Source organism: Paenibacillus xanthanilyticus, from assembly GCF_042682185.1.
Taxonomy (GTDB): Bacteria; Bacillota; Bacilli; order Paenibacillales; family Paenibacillaceae; genus Paenibacillus_Z; species Paenibacillus_Z xanthanilyticus.
The window spans coordinates 3,098,976-3,124,862 of the sequence record NZ_JBHUHA010000002.1; the positions used below are offsets into that span (position 1 = coordinate 3,098,976).

Annotated in this window: 15 protein-coding genes, 1 tRNA gene and 1 other RNA gene; 13 read left to right on the plus strand and 4 right to left on the minus strand. The window is 53.7% G+C overall.

Annotation, left to right across the window (positions count from 1 at the left end):
• Nucleotides 1–26: 26 nt before the first annotated feature.
• From sda to ACFSKT_RS31155, 3 genes are all read right to left on the minus strand, one after another.
• Nucleotides 27–332 (minus strand): sporulation histidine kinase inhibitor Sda, encoded by a 306-nt coding sequence (gene sda / locus ACFSKT_RS31145; RefSeq protein ID WP_377716994.1) that lies wholly within the window; start codon nt 330–332, stop codon nt 27–29.
• A 211-nt stretch (nt 333–543) separates the two neighbouring features.
• The gene (clpP, locus tag ACFSKT_RS31150) at nt 544–1,125 is read right to left on the minus strand and encodes an ATP-dependent Clp endopeptidase proteolytic subunit ClpP (protein ID WP_377716995.1); all 582 of its coding nucleotides are present in this window, start codon (nt 1,123–1,125) and stop codon (nt 544–546) included.
• Between the two features lie 194 nt (nt 1,126–1,319).
• Nucleotides 1,320–1,394: transfer RNA gene (locus ACFSKT_RS31155), tRNA-Arg, on the minus strand.
• A gap of 241 nt (nt 1,395–1,635) precedes the next feature.
• Here ACFSKT_RS31155 and ACFSKT_RS31160 point away from each other — a divergent pair.
• The 12 genes from ACFSKT_RS31160 (at nt 1,636) to ssrA (ending at nt 16,307) form a co-directional block, all read left to right on the plus strand.
• Complete coding sequence (locus ACFSKT_RS31160) at nt 1,636–2,673, plus strand: sugar-binding transcriptional regulator (protein WP_377716996.1); 1,038 nt, start codon at nt 1,636–1,638, stop codon at nt 2,671–2,673.
• Between the two features lie 94 nt (nt 2,674–2,767).
• Complete coding sequence (gene gap / locus ACFSKT_RS31165) at nt 2,768–3,772, plus strand: type I glyceraldehyde-3-phosphate dehydrogenase (protein WP_377716997.1); 1,005 nt, start codon at nt 2,768–2,770, stop codon at nt 3,770–3,772.
• Between the two features lie 196 nt (nt 3,773–3,968).
• Nucleotides 3,969–5,150 (plus strand): phosphoglycerate kinase, encoded by a 1,182-nt coding sequence (locus ACFSKT_RS31170; protein WP_377716998.1) that lies wholly within the window; start codon nt 3,969–3,971, stop codon nt 5,148–5,150.
• Nucleotides 5,151–5,208: 58 nt separating this feature from the next.
• The gene (gene tpiA / locus ACFSKT_RS31175) at nt 5,209–5,961 is read left to right on the plus strand and encodes a triose-phosphate isomerase (RefSeq protein ID WP_377717000.1); all 753 of its coding nucleotides are present in this window, start codon (nt 5,209–5,211) and stop codon (nt 5,959–5,961) included.
• A 1-nt stretch (nt 5,962) separates the two neighbouring features.
• A complete protein-coding gene (gene gpmI / locus ACFSKT_RS31180; RefSeq protein WP_377717002.1) occupies nt 5,963–7,501 on the plus strand; it encodes a 2,3-bisphosphoglycerate-independent phosphoglycerate mutase in 1,539 nt (512 codons plus the stop codon).
• 95 nt (nt 7,502–7,596) lie between these two features.
• Complete coding sequence (gene eno, locus ACFSKT_RS31185) at nt 7,597–8,889, plus strand: phosphopyruvate hydratase (protein WP_377717003.1); 1,293 nt, start codon at nt 7,597–7,599, stop codon at nt 8,887–8,889.
• A 205-nt stretch (nt 8,890–9,094) separates the two neighbouring features.
• Complete coding sequence (locus ACFSKT_RS31190; RefSeq protein WP_377717004.1) at nt 9,095–9,829, plus strand: sugar phosphate isomerase/epimerase family protein; 735 nt, start codon at nt 9,095–9,097, stop codon at nt 9,827–9,829.
• Between the two features lie 137 nt (nt 9,830–9,966).
• Entirely contained in the window at nt 9,967–10,200 is a 234-nt protein-coding gene (gene secG, locus ACFSKT_RS31195; RefSeq protein WP_377717005.1) for a preprotein translocase subunit SecG, read from the plus strand.
• Between the two features lie 286 nt (nt 10,201–10,486).
• Nucleotides 10,487–11,698: an extracellular solute-binding protein gene (locus ACFSKT_RS31200; RefSeq protein WP_377717007.1), complete on the plus strand. Its 1,212-nt coding sequence runs from the start codon at nt 10,487–10,489 to the stop codon at nt 11,696–11,698.
• Nucleotides 11,699–11,967: 269 nt separating this feature from the next.
• Complete coding sequence (rnr, locus tag ACFSKT_RS31205) at nt 11,968–15,078, plus strand: ribonuclease R (RefSeq protein ID WP_377717009.1); 3,111 nt, start codon at nt 11,968–11,970, stop codon at nt 15,076–15,078.
• 154 nt (nt 15,079–15,232) lie between these two features.
• The gene (gene smpB, locus ACFSKT_RS31210; protein WP_377717010.1) at nt 15,233–15,715 is read left to right on the plus strand and encodes an SsrA-binding protein SmpB; all 483 of its coding nucleotides are present in this window, start codon (nt 15,233–15,235) and stop codon (nt 15,713–15,715) included.
• Between the two features lie 228 nt (nt 15,716–15,943).
• Nucleotides 15,944–16,307, plus strand: a transfer-messenger RNA (tmRNA) gene (gene ssrA / locus ACFSKT_RS31215).
• 236 nt (nt 16,308–16,543) lie between these two features.
• Here ssrA and ACFSKT_RS31220 read toward each other — a convergent pair.
• Nucleotides 16,544–24,718 (minus strand): glycoside hydrolase family 94 protein, encoded by an 8,175-nt coding sequence (locus tag ACFSKT_RS31220; RefSeq protein WP_377717012.1) that lies wholly within the window; start codon nt 24,716–24,718, stop codon nt 16,544–16,546.
• Between the two features lie 158 nt (nt 24,719–24,876).
• On the opposite strand from ACFSKT_RS31220, the gene galU reads away from it, so the two are divergent.
• The gene (gene galU, locus ACFSKT_RS31225) at nt 24,877–25,839 is read left to right on the plus strand and encodes a UTP--glucose-1-phosphate uridylyltransferase GalU (protein ID WP_377717014.1); all 963 of its coding nucleotides are present in this window, start codon (nt 24,877–24,879) and stop codon (nt 25,837–25,839) included.
• Nucleotides 25,840–25,887 lie beyond the last annotated feature (48 nt).

Consider the following 25,887-nt stretch of genomic DNA (forward strand, 5'->3'; position numbering starts at 1 on the left):
TCGCGTAGAGGGGCGTTAGCGGTCGTTCAATTGTCGGTAAGCGAGATGCCGCGTTGTTCAAGCGCATGTTCGATGAGCGCGATGAATTCGTTCGACAGTCGCATCGCCTTGGCTTCGTGATAGACCTCCAGCAAATGCGTATCGCTGAGCGGACGAAGCAGCATGGATTTGTCCTGCATAGGCAGATAAATATTGGGCTCGGAAGGCGTATCGTCCGATTCCCGGATGAAGGAGGCGCCGAACGCGGAGGGATAAGTTTCATAAAACGCAGGCTCTTCACTCTCATGACGAAGAAAGGAACGAACACTCGCGATAGATTGAGATCGATTCATAACGAAAGCAACTCCATAAAATAAGATTTTATGTGCCCTAACCTAAGGTGTAATTGGAATGATTTAGTACATCGTATCATGAAAGCGGCGCAGAGTGGTCATGAATTCAGACCATTGAGTTTTTGTTGACAGAGGAGGAGTTGTGTGGTAATGGGGATGGCTGGAGATAAACAAAGACCCGGCAGGCAGGCTGACGGGTCTTTGTGGGGCGTTAAACTTTCTCGATGACTTTATCGACAAGGCCATACTTGAAGGCTTCTTCCGCGCTCATGAAATAGTCGCGGTCCGTGTCGCGTTCGATTTTCTCGAGCGGCTGTCCCGTCCGTTCGGACAAGATCCGGTTGAGCGTGTCGCGCGTCTTGAGAATGTGTTTGGCGCGAATCTCGATATCGCTTGCCTGGCCTTGCGCGCCGCCAAGCGGCTGGTGAATCATCACTTCGCTGTTCGGCAGGGCAAAACGCTTGCCTTTAGCACCGGCGGCCAGCAGGAAGGCACCCATGGAAGCGGCCAGTCCGACGCAGATCGTGGAGACGTCCGGCTTGATGAACTGCATCGTATCGAATATGGCGAGACCTGCGGAGACAGAACCGCCAGGGCTGTTGATGTAAAGCGAAATATCTTTCTCGGGATCATCCGCCGCCAGAAACAGCAATTGCGCGATGATGGAGTTGGCGACGACGTCGTTCACCGGGGTGCCGAGGAAGATGATGCGGTCCTTCAACAGACGGGAGTAGATGTCGTAGGCGCGTTCCCCGCGGTTGCTTTGCTCAATGACCATAGGTACGAAATTCATGTCCAAGTCCCTCCTTAATGGTTATCAAGTGTTACCTCGGAAGACGGGTTTAAAACCGGATCCGGGGCAGGCTAAGTAAGCGTAAGCCCATCATACCGGATTGCTCCCCAAAAGTCAAAAAAGGTCAAACATAAAAAACAAAAAAACCGGCGGCAGCCGGTTGTCGTGTCGATCATTATGTAGAAAAAAGTAAGTGGCGCGCCCGCGAGGGATCGAACCTCGATCTCAGGCTCCGGAGGCCTACGTCATATCCATTGGACCACGGGCGCGTATTCAATAAGCGATAGCGAGATTCATTGTAACCTATACAATTCGAAAATGCAAGTCGTCGCGAAAAGAAAATTTATTGCAAATGGGCGCGGTAACCGGTTTCATTTAGAAAACCAAACTTGCTCCATTCCAACGTTTGGAGTACAATAATGGTGGGACTTAAAATGAACATGCGGGACGGATCGCGTCCCTGATATTATCAAGCCCCAATTCGGCAATAATGGAGTGGATGTGAGCACCATGCAGTCTCTCATCGAAATACAACAGAAGCTCCTGCCGGATCTGCTCGTTGTGATGAAGAAGCGTTATCTCATCCTGCGCCAGGTGATGTTGTCCGATATGATCGGGCGCCGCACGCTGGCGGCCTCGCTCGAGATGACGGAGCGCGTGCTGCGGGCCGAGACCGATTTTCTGAAATCGCAAGGACTGCTTCAGATCGAGGCAGGCGGTATGCGCATTACGGAAGAGGGTAAGAAACTTCTGGACGAGATGGAGCCGCTCTATCAGCAAATGTTCGGCTTGTCCGATCTCGAGGAACGCATCCGTACCCGATACGGATTGAAGCAGGTCGTAATCGTGCCAGGCGATTCCGAAACATCGCGGCATACGAAACGCGAGCTAGGCTTAGCCGGCTGCGTTGTACTGCGCAAGTACATGGAGAAGGACGACGTCGTCGCCATTACCGGCGGATCGACGCTCGCGCAAGTGGCTAATCAGCTGACGACGCAGACACCGCTGAAAGGCAATTGGTTCGTGCCCGCCCGTGGCGGACTCGGCGAGAGCATGGATTATCAGGCTAATACGCTGGCTTCCACGATGGCCAAGCGAACAGGAGCGCAGTACCGGCTCCTTCATGTTCCGGACCATCTGGGCGAAGAAGCGTACACGACGCTCATGCAGGAGCCGAACGTGCGCGAGATCGTCGATGTCATCCGAAGCGCCCGTATTGTCGTACACGGCATCGGGGACGCTATGGTTATGGCACGCAGGCGACGGCTGAGCACGACGTTCATCGAGGCCTTGCGATCGGAAGGGGCGCACGCGGAAGCGTTCGGGTATTATTTCGACCGAACGGGTACCGTCGTTCACCGTATGCCTACTATTGGACTGCGGCTCGAAGATATCATGGCAACCGAAGTGGTCATCGCGATCGCGGGCGGCAGCAGCAAAGGCGAGGCAATCGCCGCCATTATGCAGTTCGGTCATGACGACGTGCTCGTCACCGACGAGGCGGCGGCGCTAGAAATCGCCGCACTGCTTGACAGGGAAAGCGAATAATAAGTGATCTTGACCGACGCGGGCGGGCCGCAAGGCAACGCTGGCACGAGGTCTTGAGATATATTGAAAATTACCTTTAGGAGGCAGAACTAACATGGTAAAAGTAGGTATTAACGGATTTGGCCGTATCGGCCGCAACGTGTTCCGCGCATCTTTCAGCAACCCGAACGTAGAGATCGTCGCAGTCAACGACCTGACAGACACGAAAACATTGGCACACCTGCTCAAATATGACACGACTCAAGGCACATTCGAAGGCACTGTAGAAGCTAAAGAAGGCGCACTGATCGTGAACGGCAAAGAAATCAAAGTATTCGCTGAGCGCAACCCAGAGAACCTCCCTTGGGCAAGCGTTGGCGCCGAGATCGTCGTTGAATCGACGGGTATCTTCACGGCGAAAGAAAAAGCCGAGCTTCACCTGAAAGGCGGCGCGAAGAAAGTTATTATTTCCGCACCGGCTACAAACGAAGACATTACGATCGTAATGGGCGTTAACGAAGAGAAATACGATGCGGCTTCCCACACCGTTATCTCCAACGCATCTTGCACAACGAACTGTCTGGCTCCATTCGCTAAAGTTCTGAACGACAAATTCGGTATCGTTAAAGGTATGATGACAACGGTTCACTCGTACACAAACGACCAATCCGTTCTCGACCTTCCGCATAAAGACCTGCGTCGCGCTCGTGCAGCTGCCGAGAACATCATTCCTTCCTCCACAGGCGCTGCTAAAGCAGTATCCTTGGTACTGCCAGAGCTGAAAGGCAAGCTGAACGGTATGGCTATGCGTGTTCCTACGCCTAACGTTTCCGTTACAGACCTGGTTGTCGAAGTGAAATCCAATGTAACGGTTGACGAAGTAAACGCGGCACTGAAAGCAGCTGCTGAAGGCCCGCTGAAAGGCATCCTTAACTTCTCCGAAGAGCCGCTTGTATCGAGCGACTACAACGGCGACCCAGCTTCCTCCACGATCGACGCGCTGTCGACGATGGTTGTTGAAGGCAACATGGTTAAAGTCGTTTCCTGGTATGACAACGAGTGGGGCTACTCCAACCGCGTTGTTGACCTGGCTGCATATATCGCATCCAAAGGTCTGTAATATTCGACTTTTGAATAGAGACGAAGGAGCTGCTTACCGCAGCTCCTTCGCTACAGTTTGTCCTACTTAATCTAGACCATAACGAGCATGTCCCCGGTTAGAGGGACAGCCATTGGATAGCAGTGGAGCGTGGATATAGATAGCGGACTCTGAAACCGTCATGGGATAGGAGTCAACATACCGGGAGGGAAACGCAATGAACAAGAAGAGTGTACGCGACGTCGAATTGAGCGGCAAACGCGTTTTTGTGCGTGTGGACTTCAACGTGCCTGTAGAGAACGGCGTAATTACGGATGACAAACGGATCCGCGAAACGCTGCCGACGATCAACTACTTGATCGAGCAAGGCGCGAAGGTTATCCTGGCGAGCCATATGGGTCGTCCGCAAGGTCAAGTCGTAGAAGAGCTTCGCCTTACGGCGCAAGCAGCCCGTCTGTCCGAGCTGCTTGGCAAGCCGGTTGCGAAAGCAAACGAAGCGGTAGGCGAAGAAGTAAAAGCGCAAATCGCGGCATTGAACGCGGGCGACGTGCTGTTGCTCGAGAACGTTCGTTTCTACCCGGGCGAAGAGAAGAATGACGCCGAGCTGGCCAAACAGTTCGCGGAGCTGGCGGACCTGTTCGTCAATGACGCGTTCGGCGCCGCTCACCGCGCGCATGCTTCGACGGAAGGCATCGCGCATCATCTGCCGGCCGTATCCGGTCTGCTGATGGAACGCGAGCTGGACGTGCTCGGCAAAGCGTTGAACAATCCGGAGCGTCCGTTCACGGCGATCGTGGGCGGCTCGAAGGTCAAAGACAAAATCGACGTGATCAACAAAATGATCGAGATCGCGGACAACATCATCATCGGCGGCGGTCTGTCGTACACCTTCTTCAAGGCGCAAGGCCACGAAATCGGCAAATCCCTCGTCGACAACAGCAAGCTGGATCTGGCGCTCGAGTTTATCGAGAAAGCCAAAAAGCTCGGCAAAAACTTCCTCATCCCGGTTGATATCGTCGTAGCCGATGACTTCAGCAAGAACGCCAACACCCAAATCGTTGACGTGAACGGCATTCCGGCTGAATGGGAAGGGATCGACATCGGTCCGAAGACGCGTGAAATCTATGCGGACGTGATCAAGAACTCCAAATTGGTCGTATGGAACGGACCGATGGGCGTATTCGAGATCGAGCCATTCTCCCACGGCACGCAAGCGGTCGCGCGCGCATGCGCGGAGACGTCCGGTTACACGGTTATCGGCGGCGGCGACTCGGCGGCGGCTGCAGAGAAGTTCCATCTGGCTGACAAAATGGACTTCATCTCCACGGGCGGCGGCGCTTCGCTGGAGTTTATGGAAGGCAAAGCACTCCCGGGCGTTGTAGCGCTTAACGATAAATAAGTTTTCGAACAGGTTGGAAACAAGCGAGTACGAGATAGGTTAAGGAGCGAATTCGAACATGCGTAAACCGATTATTGCGGGTAACTGGAAAATGTTCAAAACCGTGTCCGAGGCGACCTCGTTCTTTGCGGACGTGAAAGGCGTCGCTGCGGTTGACGGTGTAGAAGCCGTCATCTGCGCGCCTTACACGACGCTGCCGGCTCTTGTGGAAGCGGCAAAAGGAACGAGCATCGCAATCGGCGCGCAAAATCTTCACTTCGAAGATAACGGCGCGTTCACGGGCGAAATCAGCGGCGTTATGCTGAAAGACCTCGGCGTGAAATACGTCATCATCGGCCACTCGGAGCGCCGCGCTTACTTCGGCGAGACCGACGAAATCGTAAACAAAAAGGTCCACGCGGCATTCAAGCACGCGCTGCTCCCGATCGTCTGCGTAGGCGAGAAGCTGGAAGAGCGCGAAGCCGGCCAAACGAAGGACGTCTGCAAAGTGCAAACCGAAGCGGCGTTCCAAGGTCTGTCCGCTGCGCAAGCGGCTGACGTGGTCATCGCGTACGAGCCCATCTGGGCGATCGGCACGGGCAAATCTTCGACTTCCGCAGATGCAGAAGACGTTATTGCTTACATCCGCGGCGTCGTTGAAGGTCTGTACGATGCAGCAACAGCAGCGGCAGTACGCATCCAATACGGCGGCAGCGTAAAGCCGAACAACATTGCGGAGTACATGGCTCAACCAAACATCGACGGCGCACTCGTAGGCGGCGCAAGCTTGGAAGCGGCCTCCTACATCCAGCTGGTCGAGGGGGCGAAGTAAGATGACGGCACCTAAACCGGTTGCGCTTATCATTCTCGACGGTTTCGGCCTTCGGAATGACGTAACAGGCAACGCGGTCGCGCAGGCGAACAAGCCGAACTACGACCGTTATTGGAACACGTATCCGCATACGACGCTGACCGCTAGCGGCGAAGCGGTAGGTTTGCCGGAAGGTCAAATGGGCAACTCCGAAGTGGGCCACTTGAACATCGGCGCAGGACGCATCGTGTATCAGGATCTGACCCGTATCAGCAAATCGATTCGCGAAGGCGAGTTCTACGATAACGAAACGCTGCAGGGCGCGGTGGATCACGCGAAGAAGAACGGCAAGAAACTTCACCTGTACGGCCTGCTGTCCGACGGCGGCGTGCACAGTCATATCGCGCATCTGTTCGCGCTGCTGGAACTGGCGAAGAAGAGCGATCTGCATGAGGTGTACATCCATGCGTTCCTCGACGGCCGCGACGTGGCGCCGGATAGCGCCAAAGGTTATCTGGAGCAGCTCCAAGCGAAGATCGAAGAGATCGGCGTTGGTCGAATCGCGACCGTGCAAGGCCGCTACTACGCGATGGACCGCGACAAGCGCTGGGAGCGTACCGAGAAGTCGTACCGCGCCATGGTATACGGCGAAGGCCCGCAATACACGGATCCGATCAAAGCGGTCGTCGAATCGTACGAGAAATCGGTATTCGACGAATTCGTCATGCCGACCGTGATCGTAGACGCCGACGACAAACCGGTTGCGCTTGTGGAGACCGGCGACGCCGTCGTGTTCTTCAACTTCCGTCCGGATCGCGCGATCCAGCTGTCGCAAGTGTTCACGAACAGCGACTTCCGCGGTTTCGACCGCGGCGCGAGCGCACCGAGCGAACTGTACTTCGTCTGTCTGACGCTGTTCGCGGAGAGCGTAGGCGGCTACGTGGCCTACAAGCCGAAGAATCTCGATAACACGCTGGGCGAAGTATTGGTCCAGAACGGCAAGAAGCAGCTGCGTATTGCCGAGACGGAGAAATACCCGCACGTGACGTTCTTCTTCAGCGGCGGCCGCGACGTCGAGCTTCCGGGCGAGACACGCATCCTCATCAACTCGCCGAAGGTCGCGACCTACGACCTGCAGCCGGAGATGAGCGCTTATGAAGTCGCGGCTGCGGCCGTAGCCGAGATCGAAGCCGACAAGCATGACGCGATCATCCTGAACTTCGCGAACCCCGACATGGTTGGTCACTCCGGCATGCTGGAACCGACGATCAAGGCGGTCGAAGCGACGGACGAGTGCCTGGGCAAAGTCGTCGAAGCGGTGCTGGCCAAAGGCGGCGTGGCGCTGATCACGGCGGACCATGGCAACGCGGATATGGTTATTGACGAGAACGGACGTCCGTTCACGGCGCATACGACGAACCCGGTTCCGTTCATCGTAACGAAGCAGGGTGCAACGCTGCGCGAAGACGGCATTCTGGCGGACATCGCGCCGACGATTCTCAGCCTGCTTGGCCTTGCCAAGCCGGAAGAGATGACGGGCAACCCGCTTATTAAAGAGTAAATGAAGATCGGCGCCGGGCGCTTGTCCGGCGGCGGGATTTGGTTTACTATAGATTGGAATTTGACAATAAACCATTGAAGGAGTGTTTCCCAACCATGTCTATCATTACTGACGTATATGCACGCGAAGTGCTTGACTCCCGCGGTAACCCGACGGTAGAAGTAGAAGTATCCCTGGAATCCGGCGGCAAAGGCCGTGCGATCGTGCCATCCGGCGCATCCACGGGCGCGTACGAAGCGGTAGAGCTTCGCGACGGCGACAAAGGCCGTTACTTGGGCAAAGGCGTACTGAAAGCCGTTGACAACGTCAACTCCATCATCGCGCCAGAAATCATCGGTTTGGACGCGCTTGACCAAGTGCTGATCGACCGTAAAATGATCGAAATCGACGGCACGCCGAACAAAGGCAAACTGGGCGCAAACGCGATCCTGGCTGTCTCCATGGCAGTCGCGCACGCGGCAGCTGATGCACTGAACGTACCGCTGTACACGTACCTCGGCGGATTCAACGCCAAAGTTCTGCCGGTTCCGATGATGAACATCGTTAACGGCGGCGAGCATGCCGACAACAACATCGACGTGCAAGAGTTCATGGTTCTGCCGGTTGGCGCAGCATCGTTCAGCGAAGCGCTCCGTATCGGCGCCGAGATCTTCCACAACCTGAAATCGGTTCTGAAAGACAAAGGCCTGAACACGGCAGTTGGCGACGAAGGCGGCTTCGCACCGAACCTGGGCTCCAACGAAGAAGCGATCACGACGATCATCTCCGCGATCGAGCGCGCAGGCTACAAGCCGGGCGTTGACGTATTCCTCGGCATGGACGTGGCTTCCACAGAGTTCTTCAAAGACGGCAAATACCACCTCGAAGGCGAAGGCAAATCCTTCACGCCGGCTGAGTTCGTAGACCTCCTTGCTTCGTGGGTCGACAAATACCCGATCATCACGATCGAAGACGGCTGCTCCGAAGACGACTGGGAAGGTTGGAAGCTGCTGACCGAGAAACTGGGCGGCAAAGTTCAACTCGTCGGCGACGACCTGTTCGTAACGAACACCGAGCGTCTGTCCACGGGTATCGAGAAAGGCATCGGCAACTCGATCCTCGTTAAAGTCAACCAAATCGGTTCCCTCACGGAAACATTCGACGCGATCGAAATGGCGAAGCGCGCAGGCTACACGGCCGTTATCTCCCACCGTTCCGGCGAATCCGAAGACAGCACGATCGCAGACATCGCCGTTGCGACGAACGCTGGTCAAATCAAAACCGGCGCTCCGTCCCGTACGGACCGCGTAGCGAAATACAACCAATTGCTCCGCATCGAGGACCAACTCGGCTCCACGGCGCAATACGCAGGCAAAAGCGCGTTCTACAACCTGAAAAACTTCAAGTAATCGAGCGCCGCGCGGCGGTTATCCTAATGGATAGCCGCCGCGTTTTTATTTGCTGGCAGATGCCGGTCCGTTCTGATTACGTGCCATGGTTGAGCGAGGATACGGGAGGGCAAAATGATCGAAAGCGGCGCCGATCCGAATTAGGGCGCAGGAAAGCGGGGGGAATCGTATCGCAAAACCGGCGATAGGGCTGCAGTTGTATACCGTGCGTGATCAGACGGAGAAGGATTTTCTGGGCACGATCCGCAAGGTCGCGGAAATGGGGTATCAGGCGATCGAATTCGCGGGGTACTACAATACGCCGGCCGCCGAGATCAAGGCTTTGCTCGACGAATTGCAGCTGCAGGCGCCTTCCGCGCATGTCGGCCTGAATTTCGGCGAGCCCGCCAATATGGCGGCCGATCTGGCGAAGCAGATCAAGACGGCGCAGATGCTGGGCGTTTCTTATATTGTCGTGCCTTGGGCTCCTCTGCCTGAGACGCCGACAGCGGACGACGTAAAGCACTTGGCCGACATGCTGGAGCAAGCGGGCAAACAAGCGGCTCAGGCGGGCCTTAAATTGGGCTACCATAATCACGATTTTGATTTCAAGCTGGTGGACGATAAGCCGATTCTCGATCATCTGCTCGCTGCGGTGCCGGCGGAATATTTGGTGGCCGAATTCGATCTGGGCTGGATGCACTTGGCGGGGTATAAGGTGTCGGACTACGTGAAGCGTTACGCGGGACGCGTGCCGCTCGCGCATTTTAAGGATTTCGGCAAGGGGCGCAAGGACGTCGTCATCGGGCAGGGAATCGTAGACCTGAAGAGCGTGCTGCCGATCGCGGAGCAGGCCGGGATCGAGTACTTGTTCGTCGAGCAGGAGGAGTTCGAGAAGGCGTCGTCGCTCGAAAGCGCCAAGGCGGCGCTCGAATTTTTCCGGATGAACGGGATGTTGTAAATTATTAGCGAAAGTTTCCTGCTGACGAGTTGAAGTCGGATGCACGCTATGATACAATAAATCTGCTGTCTATAGGCTCTTGTCCAGAGATGAGAGCTACGGCAAAATGCTGATGCTTTGGCGTTGGAGGTGGAACTGTGGATATATTCTTCAAAGTGTTGCTGATTATTTTCTCGCTGGCCTTGATCGCGGTCGTACTTCTGCAGAAAGGCAAGAGCGCGGGTCTTTCGGGTGCCATCTCCGGCGGTGCAGAGCATCTGTTCGGAAAGAATAAAGCACGCGGCTTGGATCTATTCCTTCAGCGGTTAACAATTGGCGTGGCCGTAGGATTTTTCATCTGCGCGCTGATCGTTGCGTATCTCGTGAAATAAGTCGTACCCAGGCGGAGCGGAAGCTTCCGCTTTTTTTATTGCTTGGCGCGAAGAGACCTCGGCGGAGGTCTCTTTTTTATGGCCTTTATTGTCAGGGAGCTTTTACGCCCGGCCAATATGAACGGTATACGAAGACATCTCCCGCTCCACACAATTTCTTAGTATAGGGATGACACGTCCCGAACAGTCGAACGTTACACTAGCTACAACGGTGGGCATGGCGGTAACAAGAGATCCCCGATGTATGGCGGAGCAAACGAGATTCGTAAAAAGGAGATCGGAGACCATGACGATACGCCTTCGAAAGGTCCATTGGGCAGGCGCCCTGATGGCGCTGTCGCTGCTGACGACGGCCTGCGGAAGCTACGATAGCTACGGCAGTTACGGCAGCGGCGGCGAAGGTGTCGTCAACGTCGACAAAGCCACGACGGATGCCATGCAAACAGCAGAAGTGTATCCGACGAGCGCGGATGCACCCGAGGCGATGATCGAGCCGGTCAAGGTCGTATGGTGGCATTCGCTGGACGGGGAGCTCGGCAAAGCCGCGAAGCAGCTGGTGGCGAATTTCAACGCGTGGCATCCGGCCATTCGGGTCGAAGCGATCTACCAGGGTACCTGCGACGAGAGCCTGAGCACCCTTAAGGCGTTAACGGGTAGCGAATCCCGTCCTTCGCTGATGCAGGCGTGCGATATCGGCTCGGAGTTCATGATTGACTTGGGGATGGTTACCCCGGTGCAGCGGTTCATGGACGCCGAAGGGTACGACGTGTCCGCGCTCGAACCGAATATCCGTCATTCCTATATCCTCGATGGCACGCAGTACGGGATGCCTTTCTATACATCGGGTCCGATTCTCTACTACAATAAGACGCTGTTCATGGATGCGGGATTGAATGCGGTGGCGCCGCCGGGCCTTGGCCGTGAGGCGGAAGAGGCGAGGTCGGCGTTCATTAACGGCCAAGCGGCGATGACGCTGGACTCCTCCGCTTCGCTGCGGGGGATCGTCGACGGCGTAGGCGGCAAATTCGAGGTCGGCGCGGCGTTCGTGCCGCAGTCTGGGGATGAGAAGGAAGGCGTCGGCGCGCTCGACGGGGCGAGTCTGTGGGTGATGAATCACAAGCCGGAAGCCGAACAACAGGCAGCCTGGGCGTTCATCAAGTATCTCGTCGAACCGAAGACGCAGGCAGAGTGGTATATCCAGACCGGTTGCTTCCCCATTACGGCGAAGGCGTACGATAAGCCAAGCGTACAGGCTATGATGGCGAAGTACCCGCAGCTCCAGACAGCCATCGATCAGCTGCGTCAGAGGAATTCGAATGCCGCGGCGAAGGGCGCGATCGCCAGCGCCTGGGCGCCCTCGGAGGCGCCCCGACGGGCCGAGACGGCGGGCGAAGAAGCGATTTCCGTCCGGATGGCGTTCGCAGGCGGGGACGACAACGCAGAGACGATGAGGGACGGCGGCGGTGACCTGCAAGCAACGGCTGCGAAGAGCGAGTGAACGAAAGCAAGAGCATGTCCGGCGGCAGCGAATGCCGCAGGGACGCTCTTGCTTTTTTTGCAGGCGCGTATCGGCATTTTTGAATGGGAATCGCGGGTTTCGGAAATTTTGTTTATAAGGGCGATCGTTGGTGTGAAGGAGGAGTGAGTGCATAGCACAAACCTGGCTTTTGCGCCATGGTAAATATTTTTGGTGAAGCGGATGGAGCTGCATGATTTCGTGTATACTAAATCTATATGTAAATCTATCATCCGCTAAGTGGAGGCATTATGATCACAGAGCAGCAACTGCTTGAATTCATGCAAGAATCGGCGTACAAGCCGCTGACATATCAAGAGCTGGCGGAACGGCTCGGCAGCGAGGACGCGCAGAGTTTCAAATCGTTCCTCGTCTTGTTGAACACGCTGGAGGACGAAGGCAAAATCCTCCGTACCTCGAACGACCGCTACGGGCTGCCGGAGCGGATGAATTTGCTGCGCGGCCGTATTCAGGCTCATGCCAAGGGATTCGCATTCCTGCTGCCGGAGGAGAAGGATCATCCGGACGTCTATTTGCACGCGAACGACCTGAAGAGCGCGATGAACGGCGATACGGTGCTCGTGCGCGTCACGGCGAAGACCGGCGCCGGCCGCATGGAGGGCGAGGTCGTGAGGATCGTCCAACGCGCCGTGACGCAGGTGGTCGGCACGTTCGAGAACCATGAGGCGTACGGCTTCGTAGTACCGGACGATAAGCGGATTAACCGCGATATTTTCATCCCGAAGGGCGAGTTCAAGGGCGCGGTGAGCGGGCAGAAGGTCGTCGTGCGCATCGTCTCCTACCCGGAAGGCCGTTCGGCCGCGGAAGGCGAGATTATCGAGATTCTCGGACATAAGGACGATCCGGGCGTCGATATCCTCTCCATCATCCGCAAGCACGGGCTGCCGGAGAGCTTCCCGGACGACGTCATGGCCGAAGCGGAAGCGGCGCCGGACACGATCACCGAGGAAGAAATCGTCAGCCAGGGACGCCGCGATCTGCGGAACAAGGTCATCGTGACGATCGACGGCGAAGATGCGAAAGACCTCGACGATGCGGTTAACGTGGAGCGGCTGGAGAACGGCAACTACGTGCTGGGCGTACACATTGCGGACGTCGGTTATTATGTGACGGAGAAGTCCGCGCTGGATCAGGAAGCTTACCGCCGCGGGTGCTCGGTGTATTTGGTCGACCGCGTCATTCCGATGCTGCCGCACCGCCTATCGAACGGGATCTGCTCGCTTAATCCGCAGGTGGATCGTCTGACGATGTCGTGCGAGATGGAATTTGACGCGAAGACGTTGAAGCGGGTACGCCATGACGTGTTCACGAGCGTCATTAAGACGAAGGAACGCATGACGTATACGAACGTGCGCAAGATTCTGCAGAACGAAGATCAGGAAGTGACGGAGCGTTATTCTGAGCTGGTCGACACGTTCAAGCTGATGGAAGAGCTGGCGATGCGCCTGCGGAATATGCGGATGAAACGGGGCGCGATCGACTTCGACTTCGTTGAAGCGAAGGTGCTTGTGGATCAGGAAGGCAAGCCGACCGACATCATCAAGCGCGAGCGTTCGATTGCCGAGCAGATCATTGAGGAATTCATGCTGGCGGCGAACGAGACGGTCGCGGAGCATTTCTTCTGGCTGAAGGTACCGTTCCTGTACCGGATTCACGAGAACCCGGATTCCGAGAAGCTGATGACGTTCGTGCAGTTCGCGGCGAACTTCGGCTACCAGATCAAGGGCAAGGGGAATACGATTCATCCGCGCTCGCTGCAGTCGCTGCTGGAGGAGATTCGCGGCGCCAAGGAGCAGACGGTCATCTCGACGATGATGCTCCGCTCCATGAAGCAGGCGCGTTACGAGGCGCAGAGCCTGGGCCACTTCGGTCTTGCCGCGGAGTTCTACTCCCACTTCACGTCTCCGATTCGACGCTATCCGGACTTGGTCATCCACCGCGTCATGCGCGAGGTGTTCGAGAACGGCGGCTTGCTGCCGGATGACCGGATGGACGTGCTGGCGCAGCGGATGCCGGAGATTGCGCAGCAGTCGTCCGAGCGCGAGCGCGTGGCGGTCGAGGCAGAGCGGGATACGGAGAAGCTGAAGAAGGCCGAGTTCATGCTCGATAAGATCGGCGAGGAATTCGACGGCATCATCAGCAGCGTAACGAGCTTCGGCATCTTCATCGAGCTGGAGAACACGGTCGAGGGACTTATCCGGCTCAGCGATATGAACGACGATTATTATCACTTCCATGAGCAGCACATGGTGCTCATCGGCGAGCGCACCTCGCGGATCTTCCGGATTGGCGACGAAGTGCGCATTCGCGTGGAGAACGTCAACATGGACGAGCATACGGTTGACTTCGCGCTGCTCGATTCGAGCTCGCGTAATATCGACCGCGAGCTGGAGAAGACGCTTCGCGCCGGACGCGGACGCGGCGGCCAAGGCGGCGGCCGGGAACGCGGCGGACGCGAAGGCCAAGGGCGCGGACGCGGGCAGGAACGCGGCGATGATCGCAGCGCAAGTGGTCGCGACGATCGTGGTCAGCGCGGCGGACGACGGGGCGGAGATAACCGGCCTGCGCCAGCGGCGGCCGAGCAAGTGCGCGGCGGCAAGCGCAAAGGCGGCCGTGGCGGCGATGCGGGCGCGGCCGGCGCTCGTCCGGCCCAAGGCGGCGTGTTCGTCGCACCAGGGCGTCGTCAACCGGGCGGTGGAGCGGAACGTCAAGGGTGGAAGCCGGAGGACGACTTCAATCTCGATAAAATTCTGGGCGTCACGGAAGAAGGCGGCGAGCGTGCGGGCGGCAACCGCGGCGGCGACGCGGCATCCGGCGGCGCTCGGTCGGGCGGCAAGCGCAAAGGCGGCGTGCGGACCGACATGTGGGGGCTCCCGATTCTGGGCACCGGCGGCATTATCGACGACGGCGAGTACGAGCACTTCAACGGACCAGGCGGCAACGACCGCCGCGGTCGCTCGGGCGGCAATCGTTCGGGCGGCAACCGCAGCGGCGGTGGCCGCGGCGGAGCGGGCAGAAGCGGCGGCGCGTCGGGCGGTAATCGCAGCGGCGGCACCGTTCAAGGCGGCACGCGCGGCGGCTATACGAGCGGCGGCGCCGGTGCAAGCGCGGGTGCGGCCCAAGGCGGCGGCAGCGCCAGCGGCGGCAACCGTTCAAGGCGGCGCAAGAAACCCGGCGGCGTGAGCGAAGTGTTCAATCCGAACGCGGCACGCGAGGGCGGCGGCGGAACGGGCGAGACGGTTCCGGCGGCGGAAGGCGCGCCTGCAGGCAAGCCGCGCAAGAAGCGGAAGAAGTCCGGCGGCAGCGCGACGGCGGCTTTTATCCGCAAGAACAAGAAGTAGCGCCGTATCGGAATCTGGCCGCCTCGGCCGCCTTGATTTCGAACTGTAAAGTTGTTACAATGGACTCCTGATGCACCTGCACGGGAGTCCGTTGTTTTATGGCGGGGACGGGCAGGGTAAGATACAAGAAGCGAACGAATGCGAGGTGGATGGCGTGGCGAAGAAGACGAATGAGAACAAGCAGCTGGCTCAGAACAAGAAGGCTTCCCATGACTATTTCATCGAGGAGACGTTCGAAGCGGGCATGGTGCTCATGGGCACGGAGATTAAGTCGGTGCGGGCCGGCAAGGCGAACATTAACGACGCGTTCGCGACGATCCGCAATGGCGAGATGTTCATCCACAACATGCACATCAGTCCGTTCGAGCAAGGCAACCGCCACAACCCGACCGATCCGACGCGGGCGCGCAAGCTGCTGCTCCATAAGGTGCAGATTCATAAGCTGCTCGGCCAGTCGAAGCAGGAAGGCTACGCGATCGTGCCGCTGAAGATTTACGTCCGCAACGGCTACGCGAAGCTGCTTATCGGCCTCGGTAAAGGTAAGAAGAATTACGACAAGCGTGAGAGCGCCGCGAAGAAGGATGCCCAGCGCGATATCCAGCGTGCGCTGCGCGAGAAGCAGAAGGTCGCGCGGTAACGTGGGAATGACGGCCATGGCAGCGATGCCAGCCAGACGGCAGCACTTCCAGAAACTCAGGGGTACAATCGTGTAGATGATGTGCTATACTAACTAAGCAAGCCAAGCAGTACGGCATTGCAACGGCAAGACGGTAATAACAGCTTATGCTCGCCGCGTGAGAACGCCGGGCGCTCTGCTAAACGGAACATGAGCCGCATGGTTCAGACGACGCCGTTTATGCGATATGGGGGCGTTTATGGATTCGACGGGGATAGTTCGAGCATGGGTTGCGGGTAGTGGGGACGCGTCCGCTTCATCAACGCTAAAGCCTATTAAATGGCAACCAACGTACAACTTTAGCAGCAGCCTAAGAAACTGTATGCTAAGCTCCTCTCCTGCATCGCCCATGTGCCGGATGTAGGGGCTCACTCTTAGTGGGATACGCTGTCACATCTCCGCCTGGGGTGTGCTGAAGAAGACAATCAGGCTGACCTAGATCGTAGCCGGTTACGGGGCGACGGCCTAGGTGACATCAAAACTGTGACTACACCCGTAGATGCCTATGTGGCGATGTCTTCGGACAGGGGTTCAAATCCCCTCGCCTCCACCATGTGAATCCACAACCGCACGAGGTTGTGGATTTTGCTTTTTTCCTCAAAAGCCGAAACAGGTACCTTCAGAATTATGTCCACATGTTTTTGTATGCGATAGCCTTCATTTACGAGACAAAATAATAGTTCATGTTTGATGTCAGTCACTTATGCAAATATAGACACCGGACCCAAGGGACGGTGTCTATATCGCATTCGCAGATCACGAGTCGAATACTGTTACAGCACAATTGTTCTAAATGAGGATCTGGATCGAATGATCTTCTCCATCGTCTACCAAATCAATATACGTGTCAGGTCCAGCTTTAAGGCTGCCTGATACAGGTTGATCTTGTTGATCTCTTGTGAACGAGAGATGATACGCGGTGCTTCCGTATCGGTATATTGCCTTGAAGCTGGGCCATTCTGATGGCATGCAAGGATCCAAGAAGAGTCGGCTGCCGCGCTTGCGCAGCCCTAGAATCCATTCAATCCCGCTTTGATACATCCAGCCCGAAGCGCCCGTATACCATGTCCAGCCTGCATGCCCCAGATGAGGCTCCGCCGTATAAATATCGGCAGCCATGGCGTAAGGCTCGCCTACATATTGTCGAACCTCTTGCGCTGTGCGGGTATGTGTAATAGGGTTGAGCATGCGGAACAGCTCGAAGGCTTTATCGCCTTGATCCAGCACACACCATGCAATGATGCTCCAGATCACCCCGTGCGTATATTGCGCGCCGTTTTCTCGGATTCCAGGTGGATATCCTTGAATATAGCCAGGACTTGGCTCGGTGCGATCAAACGGCGGAGTAAGCAGTTTGATGACGGACAGCTCCCGATCCACCAATTCTCGGTCAAAGGATCGCATCGCTTGAACTCTGCGATCTTCTGGTGCCGCTCCGGAAATGACGGACCATGACTGAGCAATGGAATCGATTCGGCATTCTTCATTGTGAATTGAACCGAGCCATGCGCCAGCATCCGTAAATGCCCTTCGGTACCACTCACCATCCCAGGCATGGTCATGGATCGCCTGCGTGATTTGTTCGCGGGCATTTTTGTATCGTGTTTGCCGCTCTACATCGCCATGCTCCCCGCAAATTGTCTCATACCGCTGCAATACTTCGCATAGGAACCAACCAAGCCACACACTCTCACCCCGGCCTTTAACTCCAACCATGTTCATGCCGTCATTCCAATCACCGACACCCATGAGTGGCAGCCCATGTTCCCCAATGCGTTGCAGCACTTTGTCGATGGCCCGCTGGCAGTGCTCATAGAGGGTACCGATTTGATCGGACTGAACGGTAGCCTCATATCGCTCATGCTCATGTTCCTTCAATAGTTCACTCGTAATATACGGCACCTGCTCATCAAAAACTGCACGATCATCCGTATGTTCAATATAACGAGCAGCGCAGTACGGCAGCCACAGCAGATCATCGGAAAAAGTGGTTCGAATTCCACGCTCAGTCTCATTATGCCACCAGTGCTGCACATCGCCTTCCTCATATTGATGCGCGGCATGAATAAGAAGCTGTTTCCTAGAAAGCTCCGGCATCGTATGGAGCAGCGCCAAAGAATCCTGCAGCTGATCGCGGAATCCGATCGCTCCTCCAGCTTGGTAGAAAGCTGTACGGGCCCAAATGCGGCATGCAAGCGATTGATACAGCAACCAGCCGTTGAGAAGAATGTTGGTCTCAGCAGAAGGGGTATCGACCACAATCTGCTCCAACGTATTTTCCCAAAAGGCCATCGTCTCATCCCATACTGTATCACAGTAGGATGCACTGCTGAATTGCTGGGCTAAACTCGCAGCTTTCGATTTGGACGATTCACAGCCGAGTAAGATCAGGACCTCTGTTTCCTCACCCGGTTCAAGAGTAAGCTTGCATTGTATCGCACCGCAGCTTGCATGAGATACCTCAGTCTGGCACGACAGACGTTCACGGTTAAGTGCTGCGGGTTGCTCCAGGCTTCCGTTTCTGCCTACAAATTCTAGTTGGTCCGTCGTCCATGATAAACCGTTGGAATGATCGGTATTCTTCGTAAAGATTCCGAGAAAGGCCGTCGCATCCCGGAACGACTCTTGATAACGGTTCTGTGCTGTCAGTATGCTCGCTGATTCATCCCATTCACTTACGATGAATGGGGCATTCGTTTGACGCTGCACACCAATCACCCATTCAGCATAATAAGTGACCGAGAGGCTTCTTTGCTCGGAAGAGGTGTTCTTAATTTGCAGCCGCATGATTTTGATTGGATCCTCTTTAGGCACAAAGATGGTCATCTTATGCCCAATTCCCTCGCGCTCGTGCTCGAATATCGAGTAGCCGCGGGCATGGGTAATCAGATATGGACTTGCATGATTGCCGCCGGCAGGGGTCATCGTCCAGCATGCTCCCGTATGCTCATCCCGTATAAAACCAATCTCCGTCGGAGGATCCAGCACGGTATCGTTAGACCATGGGGTCAGCTTGCATTCACGGCTGTTTCTCCAGAACGTGTATCCTGTACCGAGCTCAGAAACCAAAGCTCCAAAGTTGGGATTAGCTAGGACGTTAATCCATGGGGCTGGCAAATGTTTGCCGTCCTTAATCTTAAGCTTGTATTGTTTCCCGTCGGCAGTAAATCCGCCCCATTCGTTATGGAACAGGAGATTGGCTGATTCAAGGGAATTGGCGTGATAAGAGTGATAGGCTTGTACTTGGTCTGAGTTGACTTTCTGAAGCGCTTCAGGCCACCGTTTGCCATTTTCTCTAGCTGGAAGCCGCAGCTGTCCTGAGATACTTGGACCGCTGGCTTGCAGCACCACTCTTGCAGCTGCCATAAGGAGTACGCGAGCTTGATCGTTTAGGCTGCTTTCTTTAATGACATGAATACCGATCGCACCAGCTCCGAAACGGTCTACACTATGCTCCACCGCACGTTGCAAGGAATCCTGCAGATCTTGCTGATATCCCTCAGCGGATTCGTTCACAATTACAAGGTCAAAATTGAGCCCTAGCCTTCTCAAATATTCATGACCTGTTAATAGCTTCACGATAAACGGCAAATGGATTTGGTTATCAATTTGTGCAACGATTATAGGTCTGTCTCCAGAAATTCCGTAAGACCAGAAACCTGGTTGTCCAATTGAGTTGATCGCGATATTCATTGTGCGCTCATCGCTTAATAGCGGCGTGTAGAGCACCTGCGAAGCAAGCCGCTGGAAAGTATGGGCCTCTGCTGGTTCTAGGTTAAGGTTGTGAAGCTCGATTCTGCTCCGATTCCAGGCCAGTCTAAACGTTCGATCTACGGACTGTACGTGGGTCAGCTTAGCAACAATGTCCACAGCTTCATCCCGCGTTTCGGCGACAGACGTAATGGCATAGAGGTGTACCTGTTCGTCCGGTTTTACTTCTACGCGGCGGCGCATCACGAATGCAGGATCGGCTACCGATCCAGTTTTGCCTTTAAGCCGGGATCGGATCAGGTTCGGCTCTGTGAGTCGATAGCCTCGACCAATGAAGGCAGCACGATCCGTTTCAAATTCTATAGGGGCTGATGTGTGACCTTCAACTGCTAAAGTATGGGCAGACCAAAGGGATCTGTCTTTCGCTTCCCGTTTGCGCCGACCGGCAACTAGACAACCGCTTTCCTGATCATAAGCTGTACGGATAAACAGCTTGCTGAAAGCAGGATGGGCACTGTCAGCGATTGGGTTTGAAAGCGCAAGTTCAATGAAGGTGGTTACTTCCACCACTTTCGTTTGCGTTCCCCGATTGGTCAGTGTAATGCGACGAACCTCTGCATTGACGTCAGGTGCGACGCATATTTCCATGCAGGTTTCCAGCTCGTTATCCTTGCGTACGAAAGTCGCTTTGTTTAGTTCGAACAAGACTTGCTGCTCCGGCGACTCTACTTTGCAGGGCTGATACGAAGGCGACCAGATCTGATCGGATGAAACATCCCGTATGTAGATATAGCTCCCCCATGAATCCTTGACCGGCTCCTCCAGCCAGCGAGATATGTGGATTCCTTCCCAGCTGGCATATCCGCTTCCGCTGTTTGTAATCATGGTTGTAAAACGCCCGTTTGAAAGCAGCAAAGTTTCCGGTATGACGGTATGCGGGGACTTAAACTCTCTCACCACATCTGCCTGTTGTACCGATTTCTCCTCCGTACGTACGTTGGATCGATGCAACGCAGGATGCTTAATCCATTTCTTAGGCTGTTCGATTCGTTCCTGCAGAAGTAATTCTGCAGCGCGAACCTCTTTGTTGCGGTGGAACCGTTGCTGCATCGTGTGAGGCAGGAGCAGATTGGATAACGTCAACATACTCATCCCCTGATGATGGGCCATATAGCTGCGAACTACCATGTTTTTTCGGCCGGCCGGTATTCGTTTTTGGGTAAAATCCAAGGCTTCGTAATAGCCGTATTTGCCGCGTCCGTCAAATTGTTTTAGCAGCTGTAAGGCGTCCAAACCTGCTTTTCGAGCATAGGGCAAAGCCATAATGGCAGCGTATGGAGCAATAACAAGATCTTGTTCAAGTCCTCGTTTAAATCCGAGGCCAGGAACGCCGAATGCCCTATATTGATAATTCATTTGATAATCGAACATATAGTAGCCGGACTCTGATATGCCGAACGGCACATTTTGCTGCTTAGCGTATTCGATTTGGCGCTCGACCACAGCTTCATAGGTACTGTCCCAAATTGTTTTACGATAGGTCTTCATAAGAAGCGCTGGCATCAAGTACTCGAACATCGTACCGGTCCAAGAGAGCAGTACCGGCCGATTGCCTACCTTCGTCATCGTTCTGCCGAGCGCATTCCAATGGGAAACAGATACTTGCCCTAAGGCAATCGCGACAAAGCTGGCCTGCCGCGCTTCAGATGCCAATAAGTCATAAAGTATGGTATCCCTTACCCTTTGGTTGACATGATAACCAAGAGAGAAGAGATTCGTTTTCAGGTCAAAAAGCGGGCGGAAGTTGGTGGCTTGAACTAAAGCTTGGATCCGATCGGCCAGCTGGCGTCCTTGTATTAGCAAGTCTGAGTCTGATACTGCGCCTAACTCCTCTGCAAAGGCGACGTTAACTTCACTTTGAGTCCATCGAACAGATGGCGGATTCGAATCGGAATGCAGCCACTCCAGCAAGCCTTCTTTTACCGTCATCAAACAAGCGACGAAATTCCCGGAATCGACCGTGGACACATATACAGGTAAAAGAGGGGCAAGCGTTTCGGTATCATACCAATTGTATATGTGGCCCTCCCATTTTTCCATTCGTTCAAGGGTACTTACGGTTCGCTCGATGCGTTCGAAAAGTCCGTACGTATCGATAAACCCAAAATCTCTGGCTGCCAACACGCAGGTTAAATACATCCCTATATTGGTAGGAGAGGTTCGATGCGCGATCCCCTTCTTCGGCTGAAACTGAACATTGTCCGGCGGCAGCCAGTTGTCTTGTTCTGTCACGTAGTCCTCATAGAAGGACCAGATGTCGTGTGAAAGTTTATGTAACTCCTCCGTTTCTTGCGGAGAGAACGTTTCTTCAGTTCGTATTGGTGATTGGTCGAGCCAGCGAATGATCCATGGCGCAAAGCACCACAAAAGAACAGAACTGAGCAAAAGTGTTTGAACTGCGATATTCTCGCTCAACAATGTGCAGGCCGCCATCCAAGCAATCAAGAGATAGCCATACAATTGTCCGTACAGTGCAGGCGAACCCTTCTTGGCGCTTAGCTGTTCTACTTCTGCCTGACTTACCCATTCAAGAAGTCCTCGTTTCGAAATGGTCAATCGATACAGCGTTCTAATGATGGCATCCAGCAACATCACACTTTGAAAGGGGAGGGTGATGAATGCAATCCACACATGACCGATCGTGAAGAGCAAATTTTTGGGACGGTTCATTAAAGTATTTAAGGTTACTAATTGACGAAGCAGCGGAAGGAGCATTGTAACCAGTACGATTCCAAACCAACTTAAAGGCGAACCGGGCAGTAACGGTACGGCGAGCAGCAATATTGCCATTAATGCGGGCTGAAGCAAGCTTCGGCGAAGGTTGTCGATAATTTGCCAGCGGGCCACGTTGGATAAGTCGGTTGGGACAACTACACCATCCACATTTGGAGTTTTGGACATCAACCAGGGGAGCAGCTGCCAATCCCCGCGGGTCCAACGATGCTGCCGTTTCTGATGCGCTAAGAAAGTAGGCGGATGATCATCGATAAGCTCGATATCGGTAAGAGATCCAGCCCGCAAAAAACTACCTTCCAGGAGGTCATGGCTGAGCACTCGATTCTCGGCAATTCGATTCCCTAAAACTTGATCGAAAGCTTCAATATCGAAAATCCCCTTGCCGGTAAATATTCCTTCTCCCAACACATCCTGATAAGGATCCGAAATCGCGAAAGAGTAAGGATCAAGTCCAGCATCGACCGCCCACAAAGAAGTAAGCTTAGATTTCTGCGCAGATTCATAAGCCATTCCAATACGCGGCTGAAGAACGCCGTAGCCATCAATAACTCTTGTTTTGGTGTCATTTAACCTTGGTCGGTTAAAGGGAAGGTGCATGGCTCCGACCATTCGAAACGCGCTTTCGAGCGGAAGACGTGTGTCCGCATCCAATGTAATGACGTACCGTATTTTTGTAAGAACGGCGGAATTACCAATCATGGTGGTATAGCTTGTATTTTTACTGCCCTTAAGCAGCTTTACAAACTCTACCAGCTTGCCTCGTTTTCTTTCCCATCCCATCCAAGTTTGTTCGGCAGGGTTCCACTTTCTGTGACGATGGAACAAGTGGAAAGTGCTTCGTGAATAAGTTCGATTCAGTCGTTCAATCTCAGCTTTCGCCAAATTCAAGATAGCTTCGTCCTCATTGGAGTGTTCTGCTTCACAATCCTTGAAGTCACTTAAAATGGCGAAATGCAGATGGGGGTCCCTATTTGCTAAATAGTGCTGCTCCAATCGCTCTGTTGTACCTTGGACATGTTGGATTTGAGACCAGATGACAGGAATTACAACGATTGTTGAAGCCTCTTCAGGTATACCCTTAGAGAAATCATATCTTAACAATTTAGAGGGCTGTTTCACATACTCGATCAGCCAGTGGACTGCGGTAATCCCAAATTCGCTTGCTGGAAAGGCAAGCAGAAGGAAGACGAACACCCAGCCAAGCGGTGAGATTGCAGCAGTCCAGCCAATCCATAAGGAAAAGGCTGCAGAAGCCGTGATGAAAGCAATCGACAGTGATTGCATATATACGCTGGCTGCGCGATGTTTTACCCAGGCTTCAGGCAGGGCGCCTGTCTTTCCGCAAAGCTTTAACGCTTGATGCAGCAAGCGCAATCCTTTTGCTTCCATTAAATAATAAGCCACAAATATATCTTTGGGCGGCTGATGGTTTTCTTGTTCGAACGTGTCAAAATGTTTATCGGCTAATCGAGCCGCTTCGGAAGCAACTAAGTATTCGGGAACCTGCATTCGGCGTGCCAGCTTCTCAACCTGGTATCGAAGTTGATGACGGCTAGCTGCATCTAGCTTTTGGTAATCTCCGGCCTTTTCTTGCTGTAAGGTTTGCTCGACTACGCTGATTTGCTCAAAGAACTCGCTCCATACCCAACGAGACAGGTTGCGTAAACTGCCAATCGCATTTCCAGTACTGACTTGATACTCGGATTGAAGCAGATACTCGTAGGAGAGGATGGAGTCCAAACTTTCAGGTTTGTTTTCTAGCTTACATACTAGCCATTCTCCGATATGTGCTGAGGTTTCCGCGTGTTCTCTTAAGTGCCTGACGAGATGGACAATCATCGCTCCAGATAAAGGCAATTCCACTTTATGTTCTTCTAAAGCTGTTTTTAATCGCTCAGGCGTAAGCTCTGCAATTTGAATGCTGGACAGCATTCGATCTACGAGTCTGGAAATTGTGTTCCGTTCTTGTAATGGCTTAATTATAGAAGCAAGTCGTCGAATGAGCTCTACTTTTAAAAAAAGTTTGAGAGACCATGCTTCCGATATTGTGAGCACTGAAACCTCTTGGTAGAAGCTAAGAAAGCTTGAGAACAGCTCCTCATCCAGAAATCCGTCTGTGGTCATCAGGTACGTTTCGCAGACAGATGAGATTCGAAGCCGAGTATTTCGCTCGTTGTCAACGATGACCAAATAATCCATTGAGGTAAGCGGGACTTCTTCACGGATTTCCAATATGACGGACGCTAGAAACTCCGAATGATCTAGAAGCCATTCCTCGGCAGGATGTATATACGTGCTTTTATTTTCATGAAGTTCCGCGATGAAGTTTTGAAGCTCCTCAATTTCTGTACGTATACTGCTTAAGAAAGCTTTCGGTGAGTAGCGCCTCCTATGCGGGTTGTGCTCAAGCGCAAGCTTATGTGCGATTTCTTTTAACTTATTCTCATTGCAGTTCATTCCAAGCCCCCCAGACACGAATAAGGTAAAAAGACTTCCTTACCTTTTCCTGCTTGAGGTAACTTTATGCATTTGATCAACTCGCATGGAAACAGATTAAAAAATGAAAATGAAGATATGCTATCAGCATTGGAAATGGATAAGAAGGGGTTGAACTTATGAAAATTAGAAAAGCAGTCATTCCTGCAGCGGGTTTAGGAACGAGATTTTTACCTGCGACCAAGTCTCAGCCGAAAGAGATGCTGCCGATCGTCGACAAACCAGCTATCCAATATATTGTAGAAGAAGCCGTGGCATCGGGAATTGAAAGTATCATAATCGTCACGGGGCGGAATAAACGCTCCATTGAGGATCATTTTGACCGTTCCTTTGAATTGGAACAGACGCTGCTGCAAAAAGGGAAATTTGATGTTGTTCATGAGCTTCAGGAAATTTCAAATATGGCATCCATCCATTATATTCGCCAAAAAGATCCGCTTGGTTTAGGACATGCGGTGTTATGCGCTCAACATTTTATCGGCGATGAGCCGTTTGCTGTACTGCTGGGTGATGATATTATGATGGCAGAAAAACCGGGTTTAAAGCAGTTGATTGAGGTGTATGAAGAATTTCAAACTTCTGTAGTAGGGGTACAAACGGTACATCCGTCACAGGTGAATAAGTATGGAATTATCGCTCCTGGCCTTCAAGATGGGAAGGTTTATGAGGTTAATAATTTAATCGAAAAACCGCCGTTGAATGAAGCGCCTTCCAATATTGCAATTATGGGACGATATATTTTGAAACCAAGCATTTTCTCGATACTTAAGACAATTGGCAAAGGGACTGGTAACGAGATACAGCTCACCGACGCATTGCGCGCTATGTGCCAAGCTGAGCCTCTTCATGCATTGCGATTAGAAGGAAAGCGATTTGATATCGGCGATAAATTAGGCTACATCAAAGCAAGCATAGAAATTGGACTGCAGCGATCAGAAATAAGAGAGCAATTATTATCCTATTTGGATAAGACTTTAGGCAGAGAAACTATACTCATGCCTGATCTCCCAGTAGCTTTCACTAATCGCAAAGAATTGTGGAGTAATTTGGAACCAGAGAATGGGGATATTACAATACATTAAGTACTTGTGTACGATACATGTCGGCGAATGGTGGTTTTGCACAGCCAC

Excerpts from the sequence above, each read along its gene's own strand:
- rnr (WP_377717009.1), top strand. The coding sequence starts at position 11,968 with ATGATCACAGAGCAGCAACTGCTTGAATTCATGCAAGAATCGGCGTAC.
- gpmI (WP_377717002.1), top strand. The coding sequence starts at position 5,963 with ATGACGGCACCTAAACCGGTTGCGCTTATCATTCTCGACGGTTTCGGC.
- tpiA (WP_377717000.1), top strand. The coding sequence starts at position 5,209 with ATGCGTAAACCGATTATTGCGGGTAACTGGAAAATGTTCAAAACCGTG.
- clpP (WP_377716995.1), bottom strand. The coding sequence starts at position 1,125 with ATGAATTTCGTACCTATGGTCATTGAGCAAAGCAACCGCGGGGAACGC.
- ACFSKT_RS31170 (WP_377716998.1), top strand. The coding sequence starts at position 3,969 with ATGAACAAGAAGAGTGTACGCGACGTCGAATTGAGCGGCAAACGCGTT.
- ACFSKT_RS31160 (WP_377716996.1), top strand. The coding sequence starts at position 1,636 with ATGCAGTCTCTCATCGAAATACAACAGAAGCTCCTGCCGGATCTGCTC.
- gap (WP_377716997.1), top strand. The coding sequence starts at position 2,768 with ATGGTAAAAGTAGGTATTAACGGATTTGGCCGTATCGGCCGCAACGTG.
- ACFSKT_RS31220 (WP_377717012.1), bottom strand. The coding sequence starts at position 24,718 with ATGAACTGCAATGAGAATAAGTTAAAAGAAATCGCACATAAGCTTGCG.
- galU (WP_377717014.1), top strand. The coding sequence starts at position 24,877 with ATGAAAATTAGAAAAGCAGTCATTCCTGCAGCGGGTTTAGGAACGAGA.
- sda (WP_377716994.1), bottom strand. The coding sequence starts at position 332 with ATGAATCGATCTCAATCTATCGCGAGTGTTCGTTCCTTTCTTCGTCAT.
- ACFSKT_RS31200 (WP_377717007.1), top strand. The coding sequence starts at position 10,487 with ATGACGATACGCCTTCGAAAGGTCCATTGGGCAGGCGCCCTGATGGCG.
- eno (WP_377717003.1), top strand. The coding sequence starts at position 7,597 with ATGTCTATCATTACTGACGTATATGCACGCGAAGTGCTTGACTCCCGC.